The organism is Streptosporangium heterodermiicola, from assembly GCF_051390675.1.
GTDB lineage: Bacteria > Actinomycetota > Actinomycetes > Streptosporangiales > Streptosporangiaceae > Streptosporangium.
In genome coordinates, this window is sequence record NZ_JBPJSR010000001.1 from 1 (window position 1) to 23275 (window position 23275).

Annotated in this window: 21 protein-coding genes; 2 read left to right on the top strand and 19 right to left on the bottom strand. The window is 71.7% G+C overall.

Annotated elements, in window-relative coordinates:
• Window positions 1–606: 606 nt before the first annotated feature.
• The 11 genes from tyrS to argC form a co-directional block, all read right to left on the bottom strand.
• Complete coding sequence (tyrS, locus tag ACSC1Q_RS00005) at window positions 607–1875, bottom strand: tyrosine--tRNA ligase (protein ID WP_436756545.1); 1269 nt, start codon at window positions 1873–1875, stop codon at window positions 607–609.
• Between the two features lie 141 nt (window positions 1876–2016).
• A complete protein-coding gene (locus tag ACSC1Q_RS00010; protein ID WP_436756546.1) occupies window positions 2017–2667 on the bottom strand; it encodes a DNA-3-methyladenine glycosylase in 651 nt (216 codons plus the stop codon).
• Window positions 2657–3007: a hypothetical protein gene (locus tag ACSC1Q_RS00015; protein WP_436756547.1), complete on the bottom strand. Its 351-nt coding sequence runs from the start codon at window positions 3005–3007 to the stop codon at window positions 2657–2659. Before ACSC1Q_RS00015 ends, ACSC1Q_RS00010 begins: the two co-directional genes overlap by 11 nt.
• Window positions 3007–4404 (bottom strand): argininosuccinate lyase, encoded by a 1398-nt coding sequence (gene argH / locus ACSC1Q_RS00020; protein ID WP_436757215.1) that lies wholly within the window; start codon window positions 4402–4404, stop codon window positions 3007–3009. Before argH ends, ACSC1Q_RS00015 begins: the two co-directional genes overlap by 1 nt.
• A gap of 53 nt (window positions 4405–4457) precedes the next feature.
• Complete coding sequence (locus tag ACSC1Q_RS00025; RefSeq protein ID WP_436756548.1) at window positions 4458–5666, bottom strand: argininosuccinate synthase; 1209 nt, start codon at window positions 5664–5666, stop codon at window positions 4458–4460.
• A 247-nt stretch (window positions 5667–5913) separates the two neighbouring features.
• Window positions 5914–6420 carry an arginine repressor gene (locus ACSC1Q_RS00030; RefSeq protein ID WP_436756549.1) on the bottom strand — a complete coding sequence of 169 codons (507 nt, stop codon included), beginning with the start codon at window positions 6418–6420 and terminating at the stop codon, window positions 5914–5916.
• Between the two features lie 5 nt (window positions 6421–6425).
• Window positions 6426–7427, bottom strand: a complete 1002-nt coding sequence (gene argF / locus ACSC1Q_RS00035) for an ornithine carbamoyltransferase (RefSeq protein WP_436756550.1) — start codon at window positions 7425–7427, stop codon at window positions 6426–6428.
• On the bottom strand, window positions 7417–8568 hold the full coding sequence (locus tag ACSC1Q_RS00040) for an acetylornithine transaminase (RefSeq protein ID WP_436757216.1): 1152 nt from the start codon (window positions 8566–8568) through the stop codon (window positions 7417–7419). Before ACSC1Q_RS00040 ends, argF begins: the two co-directional genes overlap by 11 nt.
• Before the next feature lie 56 nt (window positions 8569–8624).
• On the bottom strand, window positions 8625–9602 hold the full coding sequence (gene argB, locus ACSC1Q_RS00045; RefSeq protein WP_436756551.1) for an acetylglutamate kinase: 978 nt from the start codon (window positions 9600–9602) through the stop codon (window positions 8625–8627).
• Window positions 9599–10753 carry a bifunctional glutamate N-acetyltransferase/amino-acid acetyltransferase ArgJ gene (gene argJ / locus ACSC1Q_RS00050; RefSeq protein ID WP_436756552.1) on the bottom strand — a complete coding sequence of 385 codons (1155 nt, stop codon included), beginning with the start codon at window positions 10751–10753 and terminating at the stop codon, window positions 9599–9601. The genes argB and argJ overlap by 4 nt, the downstream gene beginning before the upstream one ends.
• Window positions 10750–11772, bottom strand: a complete 1023-nt coding sequence (gene argC, locus ACSC1Q_RS00055) for an N-acetyl-gamma-glutamyl-phosphate reductase (protein WP_436756553.1) — start codon at window positions 11770–11772, stop codon at window positions 10750–10752. The genes argJ and argC overlap by 4 nt, the downstream gene beginning before the upstream one ends.
• 268 nt (window positions 11773–12040) lie before the next feature.
• Between argC and ACSC1Q_RS00060 the strand changes: the two genes are divergently transcribed.
• Window positions 12041–13702, top strand: coding sequence for a class I adenylate-forming enzyme family protein (locus ACSC1Q_RS00060; protein WP_436756554.1), 1662 nt, complete (start codon window positions 12041–12043; stop codon window positions 13700–13702).
• A 206-nt stretch (window positions 13703–13908) separates the two neighbouring features.
• Window positions 13909–15213, top strand: coding sequence for an MFS transporter (locus ACSC1Q_RS00065; protein ID WP_436756555.1), 1305 nt, complete (start codon window positions 13909–13911; stop codon window positions 15211–15213).
• Between the two features lie 205 nt (window positions 15214–15418).
• On the opposite strand, the gene ACSC1Q_RS00070 is transcribed toward ACSC1Q_RS00065, so the two are convergent.
• From ACSC1Q_RS00070 to infC, 8 genes are all read right to left on the bottom strand, one after another.
• The gene (locus tag ACSC1Q_RS00070; RefSeq protein ID WP_436756556.1) at window positions 15419–15664 is read right to left on the bottom strand and encodes a hypothetical protein; all 246 of its coding nucleotides are present in this window, start codon (window positions 15662–15664) and stop codon (window positions 15419–15421) included.
• 179 nt (window positions 15665–15843) lie between these two features.
• The gene (locus ACSC1Q_RS00075; RefSeq protein ID WP_436756557.1) at window positions 15844–18414 is read right to left on the bottom strand and encodes a phenylalanine--tRNA ligase subunit beta; all 2571 of its coding nucleotides are present in this window, start codon (window positions 18412–18414) and stop codon (window positions 15844–15846) included.
• The gene (pheS, locus tag ACSC1Q_RS00080) at window positions 18414–19463 is read right to left on the bottom strand and encodes a phenylalanine--tRNA ligase subunit alpha (protein WP_436757217.1); all 1050 of its coding nucleotides are present in this window, start codon (window positions 19461–19463) and stop codon (window positions 18414–18416) included. The genes ACSC1Q_RS00075 and pheS overlap by 1 nt, the downstream gene beginning before the upstream one ends.
• Window positions 19464–19584: 121 nt before the next feature.
• Window positions 19585–20667: a sensor histidine kinase gene (locus tag ACSC1Q_RS00085; RefSeq protein WP_436756558.1), complete on the bottom strand. Its 1083-nt coding sequence runs from the start codon at window positions 20665–20667 to the stop codon at window positions 19585–19587.
• 79 nt (window positions 20668–20746) lie between these two features.
• The gene (locus tag ACSC1Q_RS00090) at window positions 20747–21562 is read right to left on the bottom strand and encodes a TrmH family RNA methyltransferase (protein ID WP_436756559.1); all 816 of its coding nucleotides are present in this window, start codon (window positions 21560–21562) and stop codon (window positions 20747–20749) included.
• Between the two features lie 81 nt (window positions 21563–21643).
• Window positions 21644–22027 (bottom strand): 50S ribosomal protein L20, encoded by a 384-nt coding sequence (gene rplT / locus ACSC1Q_RS00095; protein WP_012892552.1) that lies wholly within the window; start codon window positions 22025–22027, stop codon window positions 21644–21646.
• A 24-nt stretch (window positions 22028–22051) separates the two neighbouring features.
• Window positions 22052–22246: a 50S ribosomal protein L35 gene (gene rpmI, locus ACSC1Q_RS00100; protein WP_030920046.1), complete on the bottom strand. Its 195-nt coding sequence runs from the start codon at window positions 22244–22246 to the stop codon at window positions 22052–22054.
• Between the two features lie 130 nt (window positions 22247–22376).
• Complete coding sequence (gene infC / locus ACSC1Q_RS00105; RefSeq protein ID WP_436756560.1) at window positions 22377–22991, bottom strand: translation initiation factor IF-3; 615 nt, start codon at window positions 22989–22991, stop codon at window positions 22377–22379.
• Window positions 22992–23275 lie beyond the last annotated feature (284 nt).

Consider the following 23275-nt stretch of genomic DNA (forward strand, 5'->3'; position numbering starts at 1 on the left):
GTACACCATCACCCAGACCCGGCCAACCAGCCGAGCAGAACTCCGGGGCGTTCCATTTCGTATTTAAACCGTACAGGCCTGTCAAGATTGTGTCAAATTGCTAGCTATCAGCCGTTTGTCACAAAACCTGCAAACTTGCTAGGATTCTCGTTTGCCTCGCTTCCAAGGCGGCCCCCTGAACCTACCGTGTCATCCAGGCCACAGCGAATCAACCGATTTTCCGGTGACCTACGCGGAGTCCGAACGCTCAGGTTCGTTTCAGGTGGAGTGGCCCTGGGCCCGTCCGCCGATCGGCGTCCGGCTCGCTCCGGGGCATTGGAAAGATTATGCGCCCTTCGGAACATCGTCAAATCAGCCACGCTTGGCAAAACCGCAGGTCAGCGCAGTTCCTTAAGGAAAACAGGAGCGTTTGCTACCGGAACGTTACGCGATGGGACAGCTGACGTCCCGGCCTGAGCCGGGACGTCAGACGCTCCGGCTCAGGCCGCTGACCTGGCGGAAGGCCAGGATGACGCGGAAGCTCGGAACGACACCGGGAGCCGCCGAGCACCCGGGCCCCAAGAACCATGAAGAACGGAGGAACCAGAGCTCGACGATCTCGAAGGGTCAGGGCGTGACGATCTCGACACCGCCGACGGAACGCTTGCCACGGCGCAGCACCAGGAAGCGCCCGTGGAGCAGGTCGTCGGCGGACGGCACGTACGCCTCGTCGGTGACCTTGACGTTGTTGAGGTAGGCGCCGCCCTCCTTCACCGCGCGGCGCGCCTCCGACTTCGACTTCACCAGGCCGCTCTCGGCGAGCAGGTCGACGAAGGACGCCCCCAGCGCGGGCACCTCCGCGCGCGGCACCTCGGCGAGGGCCTCCCCCAGCGTGCGCGCGGGCAGCTCCTCCAGGGACCCCTGGCCGAACAGGGCCGCCGAGGCGGCGATCACCGCGGCGCACTCGTCGGCGCCGTGCAGCAGCGTGGTGAACTCCTCGGCGAGCGCCCGCTGCGCCTCGCGCCCGGCGGGCCGCTCGGCGGCCGCCTTCTCCAGCCCCTCGATCTCCTCACGGGACCGGAAGCTGTAGATCTTGAGGAACTTCACCACGTCACGGTCGTCCGCGTTCAGCCAGAACTGGTAGAACGCGTACGGGGAGGTCATCTCCGGGTTGAGCCAGACCGCGCCGCCGGCCGTCTTGCCGAACTTGGTCCCGTCGGCCTTGGTGATCAGCGGCACGGTGAGGGCGTGCACGTGGCCGCCCGTCACCCGGCGGATGAGGTCGGTTCCCGCGGTGATGTTGCCCCACTGGTCGCTGCCGCCGATCTGGAGCGTGCAGCCGTGGCGCCTGTTCAGCTCCAGGTAGTCGTTGGCCTGCAGGATCTGGTAGCTGAACTCGGTGTAACTGAGCCCGTCCCCGCCCAGCCTGGCCGAGACCGACTCGCGGGCGAGCATGCGGTTGACCGGGAAGTGCTTGCCGACGTCGCGCAGGAAGTCGATCGCGGACATGCCCTCCGTCCAGTCGAGGTTGCTGACGAGGATCCCGGCCTTCTCGTCGGAGAAGTCGAGGAACTTCTCCACCTGGACACGGATCCGCGACACCCATTCGGCCACGACGTCGGAGGAGTTGAGCGAGCGCTCGGTGCTCCGGCCGCTGGGGTCGCCGATCAGGCCCGTCGCGCCGCCCACCAGGCCGATGGCCCGGTGGCCCGCCCGCTGGATGCGGGTGAGGGTCAGCAGCGGGACCAGGTTGCCGACGTGCAGGGAGGGGGCGGTCGGGTCGAAGCCGCAATAGACCGTGATCGGACCCTCGGCCATCGCCGCGCGCAGGGCGTCGATGTCGGTGGACTGCGCGATCAGGCCGCGCCAGGCGAGGTCATCCAGAATGTCGGTCACGATCCTTGCTTTCCAATGCTCGAAGGGACTTTCAGCGCTCTCGTACACCCTGCCCGATCACGGCACCCTCGCGCCACTCGAAACCCTCGCGCGCGAGGCGGCCGGCGAGAGGAGGGGCGAGGGCGCCGGGGCACGCGTGGCCTATCGGCGGCGCGGGACGTGCGGGCGGTGCGGAGAGACCGTGGGATCACCCTCGATCCAGAAGCGCCACGGCGTCTCCTTCCCCGACGAGACCCCGGTGCGCGGCCCCGACAGGATGGACGACGCCTTGGCCGGCTCGCCCTCGACCACGGAGAGTGATCCGGGACCGCAGGCGTCGAGCCCGTTGTGCTCACGGGTGAGGCCGAGCGCCACCGCCAGTCGTGCCGGTCCCCTGGCGAGATCGGCTTCCCTGACGGGACGGGCGCTTCCCGCGCTCCGGCGGGCCAGGGCGGTCTCGACACCGGAGATCACCTCTCCGGCCCGCAGCAGCACCCCGGAGCCGATCCCCTCGGGAAGGCAGGTGAGGTTGGCGCAGAAGTGCATGCCGTACGTGAAGTAGACGTACAGGTGGCCCGGCGGGCCGAACATCACCGCGTTGCGCGGCGTCCGGCCCCGGTAGGTGTGCGACGCGGGATCCTCGCCCGGCACCCCGTACGCCTCGACCTCGGTGATCCGCAACGCGACCGGCCCGTGCACGAGCACCCGTCCCAGCAGGTCGGGGGCGACCTCGGGGGCGGGCCGGTCGAAGAGGTCGCGGGTCAGCGGCGCGGCCGCGGCGGGCGGTCGCCCGCCGTCCTCGTCAGCGACCATCGCCCAGGCTCCCGGCGACCAGACGGCCACCGCTCCGGCCCTCGGCGGCCGAACGGTCAACCCCCAGGCTGTCGGCCACCGAACAACCACCGCCCGGATCACCGGTGACCGAACAGCCATCGTCCGGGCCCTCGGCGACCAGGCCGCCACGGACCAGGCCCCTGACGACGGAACCGCCACGAGCCAGGCCCTCGATGACCAGGCGGCCACCGTCCAGATCCCCGGTCGCCAGGTGGCCAACGCCCGCCCGCCCCGCGACCGGACGGCCGTCACCCGGTTCCCGGACGGCCCCGCGAGCGTCACCCGATACCCCGATGACCGGACGGCCGTCGCCGGACATCAGCTTCCGCTCGCCCAGGCGGCCTGGGCGTCGACGATCTCCCGCAGCGCGATGAGCTGGTCACGGACCCGGTCGGGGGCCGTGCCGCCGTGCGCCTTGCGGGCGGCCAGCGCGCCGGGCACCGAGAGGACCTCGCGGGAGTCGGGCGTGAAGTGCGGCGAGACCTTGGCCAGCTCCTCGTCGGTGAGCTCGCCGAAGTCCTTGTCGTTGACCTGGCACCAGACGACCAGGTGCCCGACCGCCTCGTGGGCCTCGCGGAAGGCGACGCCCCTGCGGACCAGCAGCTCGGCCAGGTCGGTGGCGAGGGCGAACCCGTCGGGGGCCGAGCTCTCCAGCTTGGCGGTGTTGACGCGCATGGTCGCGACGAGCCCGGCCATCGCGGGCAGGACGAGCAGCAGGCTGTCGACGGAGTCGAACACCGGCTCCTTGTCCTCCTGCAGGTCGCGGTTGTAGGTCAGCGGCAGGCCCTTGAGCGTCGTCAGCAGCGACATGAGGTTGCCGATGAGACGGCCGCTCTTGCCCCGGGCGAGCTCGGCCACGTCGGGGTTCTTCTTCTGCGGCATGATCGACGAGCCGGTGGAGTAGGCGTCGTCCATCTCGATCCAGCGGAACTCCTGCGAGGCCCACAGGACGATCTCCTCGCCCAGCCTCGACAGGTGCACGCCGATCATCGCCGCGTCGAACAGGAACTCGGCGGCGAAGTCGCGGTCGGCGACGGCGTCCATCGAGTTGGGCGCGGCGGAGTCGAAGCCGAGCTCCCTGGCCACGGCCTGCGGGTCGAGCGGCAGGGAGGATCCGGCCAGCGCCCCCGCGCCCAGCGGGGAGACGGCCGCGCGCCGGTCCCAGTCGCGCAGGCGGTCGATGTCGCGGGCGAAGGCGTGCACGTGCGCCAGGAGCTGGTGGCCGAAGGAGACCGGCTGGGCGTGCTGCAGGTGGGTCATGCCGGGGGCCGCCGTCTCGGCGTGCTCCTCGGCCTGGCTCATCAGCGCGGTCTCCAGCTCCACCAGCCGGGACACGATGTGCCTGACATGGTCGCGCAGGTAGAGCCGCAGGTCGGTGGCGACCTGGTCGTTGCGGCTGCGACCGGCTCGGAGCTTGCCGCCGAGCGTGCCGAGGCGTTCCAGCAGGCCGCGCTCCAGCGCGGTGTGGACGTCCTCGTCGGCGACGGTCGGCCGGAACTCGCCCTCCTTGCAGGCGCGCTCCAGGTCGTCCAGGGCGCCGATCATGCGCGCCAGCTCGTCGTCGCTCAGCAGGTTCGCGCGGTGCAGCACCCTGGCGTGCGCGCGCGAGGCCAGCAGGTCGTACGGCACCAGCCGCCAGTCGAAGTGGACGCTCACCGAGAGCCTGGTCAGCGCGTCGGCCGGACCTCCCTCGAACCGGCCGCCCCACAGCCGCATGGGCTTGCCACCATCAGTCACCGTTGTTCTCCCTCCCCATTCAATCCGCGACCTTAGCCCAATCGGCCCAGCCGGGCGTCCCGGGCAGAGGCAATCTTGGAGGGCAGGCCCCACAGCTCGACGAAGCCCTTGGCCAGGGACTGGTCGAAGGTGTCGCCGGTGTCGTAGGTGGCGAGGTTGAAGTCGTACAGCGACGCCTCTGAGCGGCGCCCGGTGACGGTGGCCCGGCCGCCGTGCAGGGTCATCCGGATCTCGCCGGTGACGTGTTCCTGGGCCTCGGCGACGAAGGTGTCGAGGGCCTTCTTGAGCGGGGAGAACCAGAGGCCGTCGTAGACGAGCTCGCCCCAGCGCTGGTCCACCGACCGCTTGAAACGGGCGAGGTCGCGCTCGACGGTGACGTTCTCCAGCTCCATGTGGGCGGTGATCAGGGCGATGGCGCCGGGTGCCTCGTAGACCTCGCGGGACTTGATGCCGACGAGCCGGTCCTCGACGATGTCGAGGCGGCCGACGCCCTGGGCGCCCGCGCGGCGGTTGAGCTCCTCGATGACCTGGAACGGGGTGAGGTGCCGTCCGTCCAGCGCCACGGGGACGCCCTTGACGAAGCTGACGACGACCTCGTCGGCTTCGCGCGGCTGCGCCGGGTCGGCGGTGTAGGCGTAGACGTCCTCGATCGGGCCGTTCCAGATGTCCTCCAGGAAGCCGGTCTCGACGGCCCTGCCCCAGATGTTCTGGTCGATGGAGTACGGGTTCTTCTTGGTGGTCTCGATCGGCAGGCTCTTCTCCTCGGCGTAGGCGATCGCCTTGTCCCGGGTCCACGCGTAGTCGCGGGCCGGGGCGATGACCTTGAGCTCGGGGTACAGGGCGGCCAGCCCGGCCTCGAACCGGACCTGGTCGTTGCCCTTGCCGGTGCAGCCGTGCGAGACGTGGGTGCCGCCGAACTCCTTGGCCGCCGCGGCCAGGTGCTTGACGATCAGTGGCCGCGACAGGGCGGACACCAGCGGGTAGCGGTCCATGTAGAGGGCGTTGGCCTGCAGCGCGGGCACGCAGAAGTCGGTGGCGAACTCCTCGCGGGCGTCCACGACGACGGACTCCACGGCGCCGCAGTCGATGGCGCGCTTGCGGATGGCCTCCATGTCCTCGCCGCCCTGGCCGACGTCGACGGCGACGGCGACGACCTCGGCGCCGGTCTTCTCGGCGAGGAAGGGAATGGCGACGGAGGTGTCCAGGCCTCCGGAGAATGCGAGTACGACCCGATCGGTCATGATGGGTATCTCCAGGATCTTCATTGGTCACAGGTGCCGGACGATGCCGTCACGGCTGTCGGATGCCGCCGTCACGGGCATTGGATACAGCCGTCACGGACGTCGGATAACCGCCGTCACAGCTGTCGGATGCCGCCGTCACGAGCGTTGAATGCCGCTGTCACGGCTGTCGGGCACAGCCGTCACGGGCATTGGATACAGCCGTCACGACTGTCGGGTGCCGCCGGGGATGGCCCGCCTGAGCGGGCTAAATACGTCGGTCGGCGTGCCGGAGCAGTGCTTCCGCGACCGCCGCCCCGCCCAGCGGGTCGCGGCTGATGACGAGGATCGTGTCGTCCCCCGCGACCGTGCCGAGAATGGACTCCCAGTCGGCGTGGTCGATGGCGGAGGCGAGGAACTGGGCGGCGCCGGGTGGCGTGCGGACGATGACCAGGTTGGCGGAGGCCTCGGCGGAGACGAGGAGCTCCTCCGCGAGCCTGCCGAGCCTCGCGGCCGGTGACTCGCCGGTGCCGAGCCTGGCGAGCCTTATCCGGCCGCCGCCCTCACCCGGCAGCGCGTACACCAGGGAGCCGTCCTCGGCGCGCAGCTTGAGCGCGCCGAGCTCGTCCAGGTCGCGGGAGAGGGTGGCCTGGGTGACCTCGACCCCGCTCTCCAGCAGGAGTTTGGCCAGCTCGGGCTGGGACCTGACCGGCTGCCGCTGCAGGAGGTCGGTGATCCGCGCCTGGCGGGCTACCTTGGTCATCGGGATCGCCATGCGGGTCACCCGCCTCCGGACGCGTCGCCGCCGCGCGAGGAGCCGTACCCGGTGTCCCGGCCCGCCACCGCGACCAGCCAGTGCAGCAGGGCCTTCTGGGCGTGCAGCCGGTTCTCCGCCTGGTCCCACACCAGGCTCCGCGGGCCGTCGAGGACCTCGGCGGTGATCTCCAGGTCGCGGTAGGCGGGCAGGCAGTGCAGGACGACGGCGCCGGGGGCCGCCCGGCCCAGCAGCGCGGCGTTGACCTGGTACGGCATGAGGTCGGCGATCCGCTGCTCCTTGCCCTCCTGTCCCATGGAGACCCAGGTGTCGGTGGCGAGCACGTCCGCGCCCGCGGCGGCCTCGGCCGGGTCGGCGAGGACGGCGACCGAGCCGCCGGTCTCCGCGGCGACCTCGGCGGCGCGCCGGAGGATCTCCGGGTCGGGCAGGTATCCGGCCGGAGTGGCGACCCGCACGTGCATGCCGGCGACGGCTCCGCCGAGCAGGTAGGAGTGGGCCATGTTGTTGGCCCCGTCGCCGAAGTAGGCGAGCGTGACGCCCGCGGTCCTGCCGAAGTGCTCCCTGACGGTCTGCAGGTCGGCGAGGATCTGGCAGGGGTGGAACTCGTCGGTGAGGGCGTTGACCACCGGCACCGAGGACGCCGAGGCCATCGCCTCGATCCGTTCCTGGCCCGAGGTGCGCCACACGATGGCGCCCACCTGGCGCTCCAGGACACGGGCGGTGTCCTCGATCGACTCGCCCCGGCCCATCTGGGAGGATCCGGCGTCGAGGATCAGGGGCAGGCCGCCGAGCTCGCCGATGCCGACCGCGAAGGAGACGCGGGTGCGGGTGGAGTGCTTGTCGAAGAGGACGGCGACGGTCTGCGGCCCCTCGAAGGGCCGGTAGGCGTAGCGGTCCTTCTTCACGGCCTCTGCCAGGTCGAGCACCTGGGCCTGCTCCGCGGGCGAGAGGTCGTCGTCCTTCAGGAAGTGCCTGACGTGTGCCCGTCCGGCGAGGTCACTGGGCATCTGCGGCCTCGTCGAGGATGGCGGGGAGCGCGGCGACGAAGGTCGCGACCTGGGCCGAGGTGATCACCAGCGGGGGCGCGAGCCGTACCGCGTCGGGCTGGAGGGCGTTGACCAGGAAGCCCGCGCGCTGGGCGGCGGCCTGGACCTGGGCGGAGCGGGCGCCGGTGAGCACGACGGCCCGCCACAGGCCCCGGCCGCGGACGTCGGCGAGCAGCGGGTGGCCGATCGCGGCGACGCCCTCGGCGAGCTCGGCGCCGACGGTGCCGGCGCGCTCCAGCAGGCCGTCCTTGTCGATGGTGTCGAGCACGGCGAGCGCGGCGGCGGCCGAGACGGGGTTCCCGCCGAAGGTGGACCCGTGGTCGCCCTGGGCGAAGAGGGTGCCCGCCGCGCCGAAGCCGATACACGCGCCGATCGGCAGGCCGCCGCCGAGCCCCTTGGCCAGGGTGAGCACGTCGGGCAGGAAGCCCTCGTGCTGGTGGGCGAACCAGTGCCCGGTGCGGCCGATCGCCGACTGGATCTCGTCGGCGACCAGCAGCGCGCCGGTGACGTCGCAGATCTCCCTGGCGGCCGCGAAGTAGCCCTCGGGCGGGGGCACGACCCCCGCCTCGCCCTGGGTGGGTTCGAGGAAGACCGCGGCGCACTCGTCGGTGACCGCGTTCTTGAGCGCGTCGGCGTCGCCGTATGGGACGAAGCGGACGTCGATCGGGAACGGCCCGAACTGGTCGCGGATGGCGGGTTTGCCGGTGAGGGCGAGCGCGCCGAGGGTACGGCCGTGGAAGCCGTTCTCCGCGGCCACGAAGTAGGTGCGGCCGTTCGCCTTGCCGTACTTGAGGGAGAGCTTCAGCGCGGCCTCGTTGGCCTCGGTCCCGGAGTTGCTGAGGAAGACCCTGGCCGGGGCGCCGAGCAGGCCGAGCAGGCGCTCGGCGAGCAGCACCTCGGGCTCGTGCAGGAAGAGGTTGCTGGTGTGGGCGAGCGTGGCGACCTGCCGGGAGACGGCCTCCACCAGTGCGGGGTGGGCGTGGCCGAGCGAGCTGACCGCGATGCCGCCGATCAGGTCGAGGTACTCGCGGCCGTCGACGTCCCATACCCTCGCGCCCTCGCCGCGGGCCAGCGCCACCGGGGGCACGCCGTAGTTGGGCATGAAGGCGGCCTCGAAGCGCCTGGCGAGCGCCTCTCCTGCGGAACTGTCCTGCGGGCTCACTGGTCGTTCTCCTTCAGCTGGGCGGGGGCCTCCGGCCGCCGCCTGACCGGCTCAGGCGCGGCGGCCGCCTCGGGGGCGTCCGGCAGCACCATGGTTCCTATGCCCTCGTCGGTGAAGACCTCCAGCAGCACCGAGTGGGGCACCCTGCCGTCGAGCACGTGGGCCCGTGGCACGCCGCCCTGGACGGCGGTCAGGCACGCCTCCATCTTGGGGATCATGCCGCTGGACAGTCCCGGCAGGAGTTTCTCCAGCTCGGTGGCCGACAGCTGTTCGATGATCTCGTTCTCGTCGGCGTCGGGGCGCCAGTCGCGGTACAGGCCCTCGACGTCGGTCAGGATGATCAGCTTGGCCGCCCGGAGCGCCACGGCGAGCGCGGCGGCGGCGGTGTCGGCGTTGACGTTGTAGACGGTGCCGTCCTCGCTGCGCGCGATGGAGGAGACCACCGGGATCCGCCCGTCGTCCAGCAGGGCCCGCACGGCTCCGGCCTCGACCCTGACGATGTCGCCGACCTGGCCGATGTCGACGCCGACGCCGTCGACGAGGGCGTGCTTGCGTACGGCGGTGAACAGGTGGGCGTCCTCGCCGGACATGCCGACCGCGAACGGCCCGTGCCGGTTGACCTGGCCGACCACGTCGCGGTTGACCTGGCCGACGAGGACCATCCTGACGACCTGCATGGCCTCGGGGGTGGTGACCCTGAGCCCGGCGGTGAAGGTGGACTCGATGCCGAGCAGGTCGAGCTGGGCGTTGATCTGCGGCCCTCCCCCGTGCACGATCACCGGCCGCAGCCCGGCGTAGCGCAGGAAGACGACGTCGGCGGCGAACTTCTCGCGCAGGTGCTCCTCGGTCATCGCGTGGCCGCCGTACTTGATGACGACGGTCGCGCCGTGGAAGCTCGCGAGCCAGGGCAGCGCCTCGATCAGCGTGGCGGCCTTCTTCAGGGCCTCGGCGCGTCTCGTCTCGGCGCGGCTCATGAGGAGTACGCCGAGTTCTCGTGGACGTACGCCGCGGTGAGGTCGGTGGTGTGGATCGTCGCCGCGTGCGGTCCGGCCGACAGGTCGATGGTGATCGTCACCTCGCGCGGGGTGAGGTCGACCTTGGAGCGGTCGTCGCCCGCGGCGCCGCCCCGGCAGATCCAGATGCCGTTGATGGCCACGTTGAGCCGCTCGGGCTCGAAGACGGCGTCGGTGGTGCCGACGGCCGACAGGACCCGGCCCCAGTTGGGGTCCTCGCCGTAGATGGCGCACTTGAAGAGGCTGGAGCGGGAGACGGCGCGGCCGACGGTGACCGCGTCGTCCTCGGAGGCGGCGCCGACGACCTCGATGGCGATCGCCTTGGAGGCGCCCTCGGCGTCCATCAGCAGCTGGCGGGCGAGGTCGGCGCAGACCGCCAGCAGGACCTGCTCGAACTCGGCGAGGTCGGGGACGACTCCCGAGGCGCCGCTGGCCAGCAGCAGCACGGTGTCGTTGGTGGACATGCAGCCGTCGGCGTCGAGCCGGTCGAAGGTGACCCGCGTCACCTTGCGGAGCACCGCGTCGAGCTGCTCGGCGGACAGGTCGGCGTCGGTGGTGATCACCGACAGCATGGTGGCGAGGCCGGGGGCGAGCATGCCCGCGCCCTTGGCCATGCCGCCGACCATGTAGCCGCCCGCGCCCTTCCTGAAGGAGATCTTCGAGATGGTGTCGGTGGTGCGGATGGCGTCGGCCGCGGCCAGGCCGCCGTCCCTGGCGAGCTGGGAGACCGCGAGGTCGACCCCGGCGAGCAGCGGGTCCATCGGCAGCCGCTCGCCGATCAGGCCGGTGGAGCAGACCGCGATCTCCCCGGCCGAGTCTCCCAGGGCTCCGGCGACCTTCTCCGCGGTGGCGTGGGTGTCCTGGAAGCCGAGCGGCCCGGTGCAGGCGTTGGCGCCGCCGGAGTTGAGGACGACGGCGTGGACCCGGCCCCCGGCCACCACCTGGGCGGACCACAGGACCGGCGCGGCCTTCACCCGGTTGGCGGTGAAGACCCCGGCGGCGGCGCGCGAGGGACCGTCGTTGACGACCAGCGCCAGGTCGCGGGCGGCGCTGGACTTGATCCCGGCGGCGACGCCCGCCGCGCGGAAGCCGAGAGGGGCGGTCACGCTCATGGGGCGACTCCGTTGAGAGGAAGGCCGAGCTCTTCCGGCAGGCCGAGGGCGAGGTTGGCGCTCTGGATCGCGCCACCGGCCGTGCCCTTGGTGAGGTTGTCGATGGCGACGACGGCGACGACGCGGCCCGCGCGCTCGTCCAGGGCGACCTGGAGGGCGGCGGTGTTGGCGCCGAGGGTCATCGAGGTCGCGGGCCACTGGCCCTCGGGGAGCAGCCGCAGGAACGGCTCGTCCTTGGTGGCGACCTCGTAGGCCTCGCGCAGGACCGCCTGGGTGAGGCCGGGCCTCGCGGGGGCGGTGCAGGTGGCGAGGATGCCGCGGCTCATCGGTACGAGCACGGGGGTGAAGGAGACGGTGACCGGCCCGCCCGCCAGCGGGGAGAGGTTCTGCTCCATCTCCGGGGTGTGCCGGTGGACGCCGCCGACGCCGTACGCGCTGGCGGAGCCCATCACCTCGCTGCCCAGGAGGTTCGGCTTGGGCGCCCGGCCCGCCCCGCTGGTGCCGCTGGCGGCGACCACCACCACGTCGGGCTCGACGAGGCCGGCGGCGAAGGCGGGGAACATGGCCAGGGTGACGGCCGTCGGGTAACACCCCGGCACGGCGATCCTCCGGGTGGCGCGCAGCTCCTCGCGCCGTCCCGGCAGCTCGGGCAGCCCGTACGGCCAGGTGCCCGCGTGGACGCCGCCGTAGAAGTGCTCCCAGGCGGCGGGGTCGGCGAGCCGGAAGTCGGCGCCGCAGTCGACCACGAGGGCGTCGTCGCCGAGCTGCTCGGCGACGGCGGCCGACTGGCCGTGCGGCAGGGCGAGGAAGACGAGGTCGTGGCCGCCGAGGGTCTCGGCGCCGGTCTCCTGCAGGATCCTGCCGGCCAGCGGGGCCAGGTGTGGCTGGTGGGCGCCGAGGGCGGTGCCCGCGCTCGACGCCGCGGTCAGCGCGCCGATCTCGATGCCGGGGTGGGACAGCAGCAGGCGCAGGAGCTCACCTCCGGCGTAGCCGCTGGCACCCGCGATCGCCGCTCTCATCCGTCCCCCCGGTGTCTGCATGCTTATGCATTGTTACTCATGGACTTACTAGAGAGATTATGCATCGCGGAGGATTGTCATGCAAGCCGGTAAGAGTGGGCCTGGCTGTTCAGAAGTACATCACGGGGCGTGAAAACCAAGAAGACCCTGCTTTACCAGCTTGTGAACGAGGGCACGAGACCATCCGTCATGTTTCGGCACTGTTGCGCGTACCTACCGGTCGGTATCGTGACGGTTCCGGCCCCTTCACCTCCGGGAGTACGAACGCATGACTGTCACCCACGCCCAGGTCCAGGCCCAGCTCACCGCCCCGGGGCAGCTTTTCGAGACGGAGGAGGTCCTCAGCCACGGCGGGACCGTCAGAACCTGGAAGCACGCGCCCCGCGACTTCCGGGCCCTCCTGGAGACGAGCAGGTTCCACGGCGACAAGGTCTTCCTGACCTACGAGGACGAGCACCTCACCTACGAGGAGCACTTCCGGCGGGCCGCCACGCTCGCGCGGCGCCTGGTGGACGAGTACGGCGTGGTCAAGGGCGACCGGGTGGCCATCGTCATGCGCAACTACCCCGAGTGGGTGATCGCCTTCTCGGCCGCGCTGGCCGCCGGGGCGATAGCCGTGCCGCTCAACGCGTGGTGGACGCCGCAGGAGCTGGAGTACGGGCTGTCGGACTCGGGGGCCAAGGTGCTGATCGCCGACGGCGAGCGGGCGGCCGGGCTCGCGGACCTGGCGCCGGCGCTGATCGTGACCCGGGGCGAGACGCCCGCGGGCGCCCGCTCCTTCGCGGACGTGCTGGGCGAGGTGACGGCGGACGTGACGCTGCCCCCGGTCGAGCTCTCCCCCGAGGACCCCGCGACGATCTTCTACACCTCCGGCACCACGGGCCGTCCCAAGGGCGCGCTCGGCAGCCACCGCAACCTCGGCCAGTCGCCGATGACCGTCGCCTACGGCCTGTACCGCGCCGTGATCAAGGCGGGCAAGGACCCGGGCGACGCGGCCGGGCAGCGCCGCGTCACCCTGCTCACCGTGCCGCTCTTCCACGTCACCGGCTGCTTCGCGGTGATGACCACCACCATGTTCACCGGCGGCGGCCTGGTGCTGATGTACAAGTGGGACCCGGGCCGCGCGCTGGAGCTGATCGAGCGCGAGAGGATCACCGGCCTCACCGGCGTGCCCACCAACGTGTGGCAGCTCCTGTCCCACCCCGACCTGGACAAGTACGACATCTCCAGCCTCAGCGGCCTCGGGTACGGCGGCGCCCCCGCCCCGCCGAAGCTGCTGGAGCGCATCACCGAGCAGCTGCCCAACCGCGCCCCCTCCAACGGGTACGGCATGACCGAGACCACCGCCCTCGCCATCAGCAACGCCGGAGCCGACTACCTGGCCAAGCCCGACAGCATCGGCCTGCCGATGGCCGTGGTCGAGGTGAGGATCGCCGACCCCCTCGGCGGCGAGCTGCCGGTCGGCACGGTCGGCGAGCTCTGCCTGCGCGGCCCGAACGTCATCCTGGGCTACTGGAACCGGCCGGAGGCCACCGCGGAGACCTTCGTCGGCGGCTGGCTGCACACCGGCGACCTGGCCAGGGTGGACGAGGACGGGTTCGTGTTCATCGTGGACCGGGCCAAGGACATGGTCATCCGCGGCGGCGAGAACGTCTACTGCGCCGAGGTCGAGGCCGCCCTGTTCGAGCACCCGGCGGTCGAGGACGCCGCGGTCATCGGGATCCCCCACGACGAGCTGGGCGAGGAGGTCGGCGCGGTGGTCCGGCTGTCGTCCCCGGTCACCGACGAGGAGCTGCGGGCCTTCCTGCGCGAGCGGATCGCCCACTTCAAGGTGCCGGTCAGGTTCTGGGCGCGCGAGACGGAACTCCCCCGCAACCCCGGCGGCAAGATCCTCAAGACCCGGCTGCGCCAGGAGGTCCTGGGCCCCTGAGGCCCGGCTCCCCCGTCGTCCGTCGCCGCCACCGCCACCGTCGTTGTCACCGTCGCCGTCGCCCCGCCCGGTCGCCCTGTCACCCGTCTTCCCGCGGGCGTCCGGCGCCGGGTGCGGCTTTTCGCGCCGCCCCCGGCGACGGCAGGCCGGTGACCTGCCGGAAAATGATTTGCCTTCGCGTAGATCACCATTGAAACTAGCTGTTCGTGCCGGAAAACGCCGATCGACCGATCAAGACCCTGCTCCGCCGTCTGGCGATGGACCTCAGCCCTCTGCGCGACTCGCGCGACTTCCGGCTGCTCTTCGGCTCCGGCGTCATCACGATGTTCGGCACCTTCCTGACGCTGGTCGCGGTGCCGCTGCAGATGAAGGAGCTCACCGGCTCCTACCTGGCGGTCGGCCTGGTCAGCGTGGCCGAGTTCGTCCCGATGGTGGTGTGCGGGCTCTGGGGCGGGGCGATCGCCGACGCCCTCGACCGGCGCAAGATCATCCTTCTCACCGAGGTCGGCCTCTGCGTCACGGTCACGATCCTGACCGTCAACGCGCTGCTGCCCAACCCGCAGGTCTGGGTGCTGTACGTGGTCGGCGCCCTCTCGGCCGGGCTGGGCAGCCTGCAGCGGCCCAGCCTGGAGTCGCTGATGCCGCGCGTGGTCAGGCACGACCAGCTGACCGCGGCCGCCGCCCTCGGCGCCTTCCGCTGGAACCTGGGCGCCATCGTCGCCCCGGGCCTCAGCGGCCTGATCGCGGCCTGGTACGGCGTCGCCGTCGCGTACGGCATCAACATCGTGACCTTCCTCGCCTCCCTGGTCCTGCTCTGGATGGTCCGGGCCCAGCCGCGGCCCGAGAACACCCAGGCGGCCTCGATCAGGTCCCTGGTCGAGGGGGTCCGCTACGCCGTGGGCCGTTCCGACCTGATGGGCACCTACCTGGTCGATGTCGCCGCGATGGTCTTCGCGTTCTCCACCGCGCTGTATCCGTTCCTCGCCGACGAGCTGGGCGCCCACGAGGCCCTGGGGCTCTTCTTCTCGGCCTCGGCCATCGGCTCGCTGATCGCCTCGGTCACCTCCGGCTGGACCGCGCGCGTGCACCGGCACGGCCTCGGCGTGATCATCGCGGCGGCCGTGTGGGGGGTGGCGGTGGCACTGGCCTCGCTGATGCCCAGCGTCTGGGGCATCTTCGCCTTCCTCGCCGTGGCCGGGGCCGCCGACATGATCAGCGGTGTCTTCCGCTCGACCATCTGGAACCAGACCATCCCCGACGAGTTCCGCGGCCGCCTGGCGGGCATCGAGCTGCTCTCCTACACCAGCGGCCCGATGCTCGGCAACGCCAGGGCCGGTCTGATGGCCGGCATCGGCGGCACCCGCTTCTCGCTGGGCGTCGGCGGCCTGCTGTGCGTCGGCGCGGTGGCCGCGATGGCCGCGCTGCTACCGAAGTTCCGCACCTACGACGCCCGCGTCGACGAGCACGCGATCAGGGAGCGCGCCCGCCGCGAGGAGGCCGCCCGCGCCTGACCCGGGCCGGCGGGCGACCGACCCGACCGGGACCGGCGGACGCCGGGTTCTCCGAACGACACGGCGTCCGGCCGAGGCTGACGTTCCTGCTGACCTCGGACCCCACGGCCGGTTCCCCGAACGACACGGCGTCCGGCCGAGGTCCGGGCGAGGTCCGGGCGAGGTCCGGGCGAGGTCCGGGCGAGGTCCGGGCGAGGTCCGGGCGTCACCCGCTCTCGCGCCAGCCGTCGTACTCCTCGGCCAGCGCCTCCAGGCGGGCCACGCCCTCCGGCGGCAGCGCGCCGGAGGGGTCCTCGACCACCACAAGCCACTGGGCGTCCTCGGCGTCGTCCTCGCCGGCGAGGGTCTCCCTGACCACCGCGGGCACGCCGACCAGCGGAAACTCCCCGGCCACGGTCTCGGCGACCTCCTCGGCGTCGTCGCGCCCGGCGAACACCAGCAGATGCCTCATCGTCCTCTCCCGGTAAAAGACCCTCCACCGCTCCGGGCGACCGGCGGGTATCTCATCGTCGCCTCCCGAAGGAGAATCCACCCGGACCTCGAACATCCCGGCCCACCCGGACCGCGAACCATCCGGCCCGGTACGGCGAGAAGGGCCCGGGACACGCCCCGGGCCCCCTCGTGAACCGGTCAGACGCCGCGCAGCCGCGCGCCGGTGCGCTCCCCGGCCAGGGCCACGGCCGCGTCGCGGGCCGCAGTGGTCTCCTCGACGGTGAGCGTCCGGTCGGGCGCCCGGAAGCGCAGCGAGTAGGCGAGGGACTTCTTGCCCTCGCCGGCCTGGGCGCCGGTGTAGACGTCGAACAGCCGGATCGACTCCAGCAGCGGGCCCGCTCCCTCGCGCAGCGCCGCCTCCACGGCGGCCACCGGGGCCGCCGCGTCGACGATGAGCGCGACGTCCTGCCCCGCGACCGGGTACGCGGAGATCGCCGGGGCCTGCGGCGGACCCGCGGTCAGCGGCTCCAGCCGGGTCAGCTCCAGCTCCATCGCGCAGGTGCGCGGGGGCAGGCCGTATGCCTCGACGACGCGCGGGTGCAGCTCACCCGCGTGGCCGACGAGCACGTCACCGGCGTACAGCGCGGCGCAGCGGCCCGGGTGCCAGGGCTCGTGCCGGTCCGCGCGGACGTCGAGGGTGACCCCGGCCTCGGCGGCCACCACCCGGGCCGCCTCGACGGCGTCCGCCCAGCCGGCCGCGCGCCCCCTGCCCCACCAGCCGGACGGCTCGAACTCCCCGGCCAGCACCGCCCCGACCCGGAGCGGCTGGGCGGGCAGCGCGGCCTCGATCGAGGCGAGCTCCTCCGGGGTCGGCCTGCGGTCGACGCCCAGCACGGGGGCGACGGCGGGCGCGCCGGACGAGGGCCGGTAGACCAGGCCCGCCTCGAACAGCGCCACGTCGCCGAAGCCCCGGCCCACGTTGCGGACCAGCGTCTTGAGCAGGCCGGGCAGCAGGGTCGTCCGCATCAGCGGCTCGTCCTCGCTGAGCGGGTTGGCCAGCCGTACGGCCAGGCGGCGCGCGTCACCGGCGGGCAGCTGCAGGTTGTCGAAGTCGCGTTCCCCGTTGAACGGGTAGGCGAGGATCTCGACGTAGCCCGCGGCGGCGAGGGCGCGGCCGACCCGGCGGCGCAGGCGCTGGCTCTCGCTGAGCCCGGCGCCCGCGGGGGCGGCGGGCAGGATCGAGGGCAGGTTCTCGTAGCCCTCCAGCCTGATGACCTCCTCCGCGAGGTCGTTCGGGTCGGTCAGGTCGGGCCGCCACGAGGGCGGGGTGACCGCCAGCATGTCGTCACCGGTGACCGCGAGCCTCGCGGCGATCCCGGCTGAGGCGGGGTCTCCGGTGGCCGCGGTACCGCCGCCCGTGCCGCCCGTCACCGGGCCGGTCCCGGCGGTGGTGCTCTCGACCGTGCAGCCGACCTGCTCCAGGCGGCGGATCACCGTCTCGCGGTCGTAGGCGGTGCCCGCGACCCTGCCGGGGTAGTCGCTCGGGATGGCGACGTGGACCGGCTCGACCTCCACCTCGGCGTGGGTGACTCCCGGCTGGATCGTGCCGCCGCCGAGCTCGGCGAGCAGCCGGGCCGCGCGCCAGGAGGCGTACAGCGGCAGCTCCCGGTCGACGCCCCGCTCGAAGCGCTTGGAGGCCTCGCTGACCAGGTTGTGCCTGCGCGACATGCGCGCGGTGCCGCTGGCGGAGAAGTGGGCCGCCTCGATCACGATGTCGGCGGAGGCGTCGGAGATCTCGGTGTGCAGGCCGCCCATGGTGCCGGCCATCGAGATCGCGCCCGACCCGTCGGTGATCAGGATGTCGTCGGGGTGGAGCTTGCGGACCACGTGGTCGAGCGTCTCCAGCGTCTCGCCCGGCTCGGCCCTGCGCACCACGATCTCGCCGGTCAGCCTGGCCGCGTCGAAGGCGTGCAGCGGCTGGCCGAGCTCCAGCATGACGTAGTTGGTGACGTCGACGGCGAGCGAGACCGGGCGCATGCCGGCCCGGGAGAGCCGCGCGCGCATCCACAGCGGGCTCGGCGCGGACGGGTCGAACCCGCGGATCTCGCGGAGCACGAAGCGGTCGCAGGCCGTCGGGTCGGCGATCGAGGCCGGGTAGGACGGGCCCGCCGCGACGGGCGGGGAGACGTCGGCGGGGTCGATGAACGCCGAGTCGAAGGCGGTCGCGGCCTCGCGGGCCACGCCCCGGATGGAGAGGGCGTAGCCGATGTCCGGGGTGATCTCCAGCTCGATCACGTCGTCGCGCAGGCCGAGCAGCTCGACCACGTCCACGCCGATCGGGGTGCCGGCGGGCAGCACGAGGATGCCGGGCGAGGAGTCGGCCACGCCGAGCTCCGCCTCCGAGCAGATCATGCCGTCGGACAGCCGCCCGTAGGTCTTGCGCGAGGCGATCTCGAATCCGCCGGGCAGCACGGCGCCGGGCAGCGCGACCGGGACGCGGTCGCCGGCCTCGAAGTTGGTCGCGCCGCAGACGATCTCGCGCGGCGCGGCCTCCCCCACCTCGACCTGGCAGTGGCGGATGGGCTTCTTGAACCCCTCCAGCGTCTCGATGGAGAGCACCTCGCCCACGACGACGTTCTTGATGTCGTGGCCGTAGGAGACGACGGACTCAAGCTTGAGCCCGGCGGCGGTGAGCTTCTCGGCGATCTCGTGCGCCGTGACGGCGGGGAGATCGACGTACTCCCGCAGCCATGAAAGCGGGACCTTCATCAGACCTCCATTCCGAAGGGAAGGGTGAAGCGGACGTCTCCCTCGACCATGTCGCGCATGTCCTCGGCGTTGTGGCGGAACATCAGGGTGCGCTCGACGCCCATGCCGAAGGCGAAGCCGCTGTAGCGGGCGGGGTCGACGCCGCAGGCGATGAGCACCCGCGGGTTGACCATGCCGCAGCCGCCCCACTCGATCCAGCCCTCCGACTTGCAGGTGCGGCAGGGCGGGTTGCCGGGCACCGCCGAGGCGCCCCGGCAGACGAAGCACTTCAGGTCCATCTCGGCGGAGGGCTCGGTGAACGGGAAGTAGTTGGGCCGGAACCGGGTGGTGATGCCCTCGCCGAACATGACCTCGGCGAACCGGTCGAGGGTGCCCTTGAGGTGGGCCATGGTCAGGCCCTCGTCGATCGCCAGGCCCTCGACCTGGTGGAAGACCGGGGTGTGGGTGGCGTCGAGCTCGTCGGTGCGGAACACCTTGCCCGGCGAGATCACGTAGACCGGGAGCTCCCTGCCGAGCAGCGCCCGGATCTGGACGGGAGAGGTCTGGGTGCGCAGCACCTTGCCGGAGTCGACCGACTCCACGAAGAAGGTGTCGTGCTCCGAGCGCGCCGGGTGGTCGGCGGAAATGTTCAGCGCGTCGAAGTTGAACCACTCCCCCTCCAGCTCGGGGCCCTCGGCCACCTCGTAGCCCATCGCGACGAAGGCGTCGGCGATGCGCTCCTGGAGGGTGGTCAGCGGGTGCCTGGCGCCGCGGGGCGCGCGGGCGGAGGGCAGCGTGACGTCGACGGTCTCCTCGACGAGGACCCGCTCGTCGCGCTCGGCCTCCAGCTGCGCCTGCCGCTCGGCGAGGGCGTCGGCGACCGCCTTGCGGGCGCCGCCGATTCGCTTGCCCGCCTCGGAGCGGGCCGCCGGGGGCAGCGCGCCGATCTCGCGGTTGGCCAGGGCGATCGGTGAGCGGTCACCGGCGTGCGCGAGGCGCACCTGCTTGAGTTCTTCGAGGTCGCGCGCCGCCTTGACGGCGTCGAGCGCGTCGGCCCGCATGCGCGCCATCTCGTCGGCGTGCAGCGGGGTCACCTCGACCGGGTCGTAGTTTGACAAGAGAGAGCTCCGAATCCAGGGCTTGAGCGGCCATGAGTCTAGTCGGATGAGCCCACCGGGCCGACATTCGCGATCAGGCGAAGTCGGGGGTGCCGGTGGGCACCATAAATCGAAACTCGGCGCCGCCCTCGGGCCCGCGCTGCACGGAGATGGTGCCGCCGTGCGCCTCGATCAGCCCCTTGACGATGAACAGGCCGAGCCCGGTGCCGCCACGGCGGCGGGCGTTGCCCCGCCAGAACTGCCGGAAGACGCGCGTGACCAGCTCGGGCGGGATGCCCTCCCCCTGGTCGCGGACGGACACGGTCACTCCCCATTCGCTCGGCTCGACGACTATTGTCACCGTACCGCGCCCGTGACGCACCGCGTTTTCCATCAGGTTGGCGAGCACCTGGTCGATCTTGTCCTGGTCGAGCCAGGTCTCGGGCAGCTCGCCGCGCACCTGCAGCACGAAGCGGCCCTCCGGCTCCCCGGCCGCCACCCGTCCCGCGATGATCCTGGAGATCCTGGCCGGGACGTCGACCACCTGGCGGTGGATCTCCAGCCGCCCCGACTCGATGCGCGAGACGTCGAGCAGCTCGGTGATCAGCCGGGTGACCCGGTCGGCGTCGGCGTTGACGGTCTCCAGCATGACGAGCTTCTGGTCGTCGGTGAAGCGGGTCCACTTGGCCAGCAGGGTCGCGGTGAACCCCTTCACGCTGGTCAGCGGGGAGCGGAGCTCGTGGGCGACGGTGGAGACCAGGTCGGCGCGGCTGCGCTCCAGGCGGGCGCGGGCCCCGGCGTCACGCAGCGTGATGACCACCCGGACGACCTCGCCGCCCCGCCGGGGCTCGCGCACCAGGCGGGCGGCCACCAGCAGCTCCTGGCCGCCGGGGGTGCGCAGCGGCAGCTCGGGCTGGCGGGCGCGGCTGGAGAGCCCGCCGTAGGTGTCGAGCCACTTCCACCAGTCGCGCCCGTCGTGGTCGCGGAAGGAGAACACGTCGCGCAGGTGCCGCCCCGCGGCCCGCTCGCGGGTGACGCCGGTCAGCAGGGCCGCGGCCCGGTTGACGGTGAGCACGTGGCCGTCGCCGTCGGTCACCACGAGGCCGTCGGGAAGCTCGTCGACGTCGATCACAGAAGCGGCATCGGTGCTCCGCTCGCCGGTGTGTTCGCCGTGCACGACCCCGCCTCCTCGACGCTACATGGCCGACAATAGCGGGTTTCCCGCACCGTACGGCAGCCTCGCCGGGCGGGGAGCCTCACGCGGAGCCGGCACCGGTGCGCTGAGAACGGGCAGATGCGTACAGACAGACCGCGGCGGCGGTCGCGAGGTTCAGGCTCTCGGCCCGTCCGTAGATGGGGACCCTGACGACCTCGTCGGCCAGCTTCAGGATCTCCTCGGGAAGCCCCCACGCCTCGTTGCCGAAGATCCAGGCCGTCGGTCCCGACAGGTCCACGTCGTCCAGGGTCTGTTCGCCCGCGCCGTCGGCGGCGAGCACCCGCAGCCCTGACCCCTTCAGGCGCTCCACGGCCCGCGCCACCGGGACGCCCGTGCTGACCGGGAGGTGGAACAGGCTGCCGGCGCTGGCCCGCACGCACTTGCCGTTGTAGGGGTCGACGGAGGCGTCGGTGAAGACGACGGAGTCGGCGCCCGCCGCGTCGGCCGTACGCAGGACGGTGCCCGCGTTGCCGGGGTCGCGGACGTGGGCCAGCACCGCCACCAGCCTGGAGCCGGAGACGACGGAGGCGTCCAGGGGCACGTGCACGAAACGGCACACCGCCAGCAGCCCCTGGGGGGTGACGGTCTGGGCCAGCTCGGCCATGACCTCGCCGCTGGCCCGGTGCAGCGGCACCCCCGCGGCGGTGGCGGCGGCGACGACGTCGGCGTGACGCAGCTCGGCCTCGGCCGTGGCGAACAGCTCCACCACGACGCCGTCCAGCGCGAGCGCCTCGCGGACCGCCTGCGGCCCCTCCGCCAGGAAGGAACGGTCGCGGTCCCTGAAGGCCCGCTTCGTCAGCCTCCGCGCGGCCTTGACCCGCGGCGACTTGATGTTGGTCAGCTCAGACCCGGCCATGCCCGTCCCCCAAGAACCCCAAGAATGCGAATGCGGCCCGCAGCGTGATCGCTGCGGGCCGCACGGTCGTCAGTGTCTCGCTCAGCCGGCGACCGGCGCGTTCACGTCGGCCGGGAGCGCCTTCTTGGCGGCCTCGACCAGCGTCGCGAACGTGGCGGCGTCGTTGACCGCGAGGTCGGCGAGGATCTTGCGGTCGACCTCGATGGAGGCGAGCCGCAGGCCCTGGATGAGCCTGTTGTAGGTGATGCCGTTCTGGCGGGCAGCGGCGTTGATGCGCTGGATCCAGAGACGGCGGAAGGTGCCCTTGCGGTCCTTGCGGTCGCGGTAGGCGTACGTCATCGAGTGGAGCATCTGCTCCTTGGCCTTGCGGTACAGCCTGGATCGCTGACCCCGGTAGCCCTTCGCCCGCTCGAGAACGACCTTGCGCTTCTTCTTGGCGTTGATCGCCCGCTTCACGCGTGCCATGTGTATCTATCTCCCCGGGGGCGGTTACTTAGCGAGCAGCTTCTTGATCTTCTTGGAGTCGGCGTCGGAGAGCACGACCTCGGGCTTGAGACGACGCGTCAAGGTGGACGGCTTGTGCTCGTTGTAGTGCGCACGGTTGGCGCGACGGCGCACAAGCTTGCCGGAACCCGTGAGCCTGAACCGCTTCTTCGCACCGCTGTGCGTCTTCATCTTCGGCATCTCAGCCGTCTCTCCCTCGATCGTGCCGATGTCCCGGGCCGGTAACCCAAGTCAAGGGCGTGCCTGACTACGAGACCGGACCCGGTCTCGGACTGATCTCGCGACTACCTGACGATCCAGGCTATGCGAGTTACTCCTGCGGAGCCGCCACCGCTCCGCTGACGGACACCTCGTCGTTGACGTGCGTCTCGCCGGCGGCCGGTCCGTCACCCGAAGGGGTCTCGTCATGCCGTGCCTTGGCCGCCGCCTTCTCGGCCTTGGCCTCGGCCTTCTTCTTGTGCGGGCCGATCACCATGATCATGTTTCGGCCGTCCTGCTTGGGCTGGGACTCGACGAAGCCGAGCTCCGTCACGTCCTCCGCCAGCCGCTGCAGGAGCCGGAAGCCCAGCTCCGGCCGGGACTGCTCCCGGCCGCGGAACATGATGGTGACCTTGACCTTGTCGCCGGCCTTGAGGAACCGCACCACGTGACCCTTCTTGGTCTCGTAGTCGTGCGGGTCGATCTTCGGCCGGAGCTTGATCTCCTTGATGATGGTGTACGCCTGGTTACGGCGCGCCTCGCGTGCCTTCATCGCGGACTCGTACTTGAACTTGCCGTAGTCCATGAGCTTGCACACGGGCGGGCGGGCCGTTGCCGCGACCTCGACCAGGTCGAGATCGGATTCTTGAGCCAGCTTCAAGGCATCGCCGATGGAGACGATGCCCACCTGCTCGCCGTTCGGGCCGACGAGGCGGACCTCGGGCACGCGAATGCGGTCATTGATGCGGGGCTCGGCGCTGATGGGGCCTCCTAGGTTGCGATCCGCGGCCGTCCTGGAGGAGGCCGCAACATGCTCGATCGTGCCGGGAGGTCGTAGAACGCACACCCTGTTGAGGGCGTTCGAACGCAAGATGCCCCGCACGTCACGCATGCGGGGCCACATGAACTCGAAGGCTTCACGCCGTAAGCTCCCCGGGGATTCACCCCGGTCGTGATCCTGACCTGTCAGCCTTGCGGTCGACGAGGTGGGAGGACGACCTCCGCTTGCGC

What these genes read in the sequence shown, in the direction of transcription:
- argC (WP_436756553.1), bottom strand. Translation starts at nt 11,772, where the DNA reads ATGAGAGCGGCGATCGCGGGTGCCAGCGGCTACGCCGGAGGTGAGCTC.
- argF (WP_436756550.1), bottom strand. Translation starts at nt 7,427, where the DNA reads ATGCCCAGTGACCTCGCCGGACGGGCACACGTCAGGCACTTCCTGAAG.
- ACSC1Q_RS00070 (WP_436756556.1), bottom strand. Translation starts at nt 15,664, where the DNA reads ATGAGGCATCTGCTGGTGTTCGCCGGGCGCGACGACGCCGAGGAGGTC.
- ACSC1Q_RS00010 (WP_436756546.1), bottom strand. Translation starts at nt 2,667, where the DNA reads ATGGTCGCTGACGAGGACGGCGGGCGACCGCCCGCCGCGGCCGCGCCG.
- ACSC1Q_RS00090 (WP_436756559.1), bottom strand. Translation starts at nt 21,562, where the DNA reads ATGGCCGGGTCTGAGCTGACCAACATCAAGTCGCCGCGGGTCAAGGCC.
- argJ (WP_436756552.1), bottom strand. Translation starts at nt 10,753, where the DNA reads ATGAGCGTGACCGCCCCTCTCGGCTTCCGCGCGGCGGGCGTCGCCGCC.
- rplT (WP_012892552.1), bottom strand. Translation starts at nt 22,027, where the DNA reads ATGGCACGCGTGAAGCGGGCGATCAACGCCAAGAAGAAGCGCAAGGTC.
- argB (WP_436756551.1), bottom strand. Translation starts at nt 9,602, where the DNA reads ATGAGCCGCGCCGAGACGAGACGCGCCGAGGCCCTGAAGAAGGCCGCC.
- ACSC1Q_RS00060 (WP_436756554.1), top strand. Translation starts at nt 12,041, where the DNA reads ATGACTGTCACCCACGCCCAGGTCCAGGCCCAGCTCACCGCCCCGGGG.
- ACSC1Q_RS00015 (WP_436756547.1), bottom strand. Translation starts at nt 3,007, where the DNA reads ATGTCCGGCGACGGCCGTCCGGTCATCGGGGTATCGGGTGACGCTCGC.
- ACSC1Q_RS00040 (WP_436757216.1), bottom strand. Translation starts at nt 8,568, where the DNA reads ATGCCCAACTACGGCGTGCCCCCGGTGGCGCTGGCCCGCGGCGAGGGC.
- rpmI (WP_030920046.1), bottom strand. Translation starts at nt 22,246, where the DNA reads ATGCCGAAGATGAAGACGCACAGCGGTGCGAAGAAGCGGTTCAGGCTC.
- ACSC1Q_RS00025 (WP_436756548.1), bottom strand. Translation starts at nt 5,666, where the DNA reads ATGACCGATCGGGTCGTACTCGCATTCTCCGGAGGCCTGGACACCTCC.
- argH (WP_436757215.1), bottom strand. Translation starts at nt 4,404, where the DNA reads ATGCGGCTGTGGGGCGGCCGGTTCGAGGGAGGTCCGGCCGACGCGCTG.
- pheS (WP_436757217.1), bottom strand. Translation starts at nt 19,463, where the DNA reads ATGGCGCGCATGCGGGCCGACGCGCTCGACGCCGTCAAGGCGGCGCGC.
- ACSC1Q_RS00075 (WP_436756557.1), bottom strand. Translation starts at nt 18,414, where the DNA reads ATGAAGGTCCCGCTTTCATGGCTGCGGGAGTACGTCGATCTCCCCGCC.
- ACSC1Q_RS00030 (WP_436756549.1), bottom strand. Translation starts at nt 6,420, where the DNA reads ATGGCGATCCCGATGACCAAGGTAGCCCGCCAGGCGCGGATCACCGAC.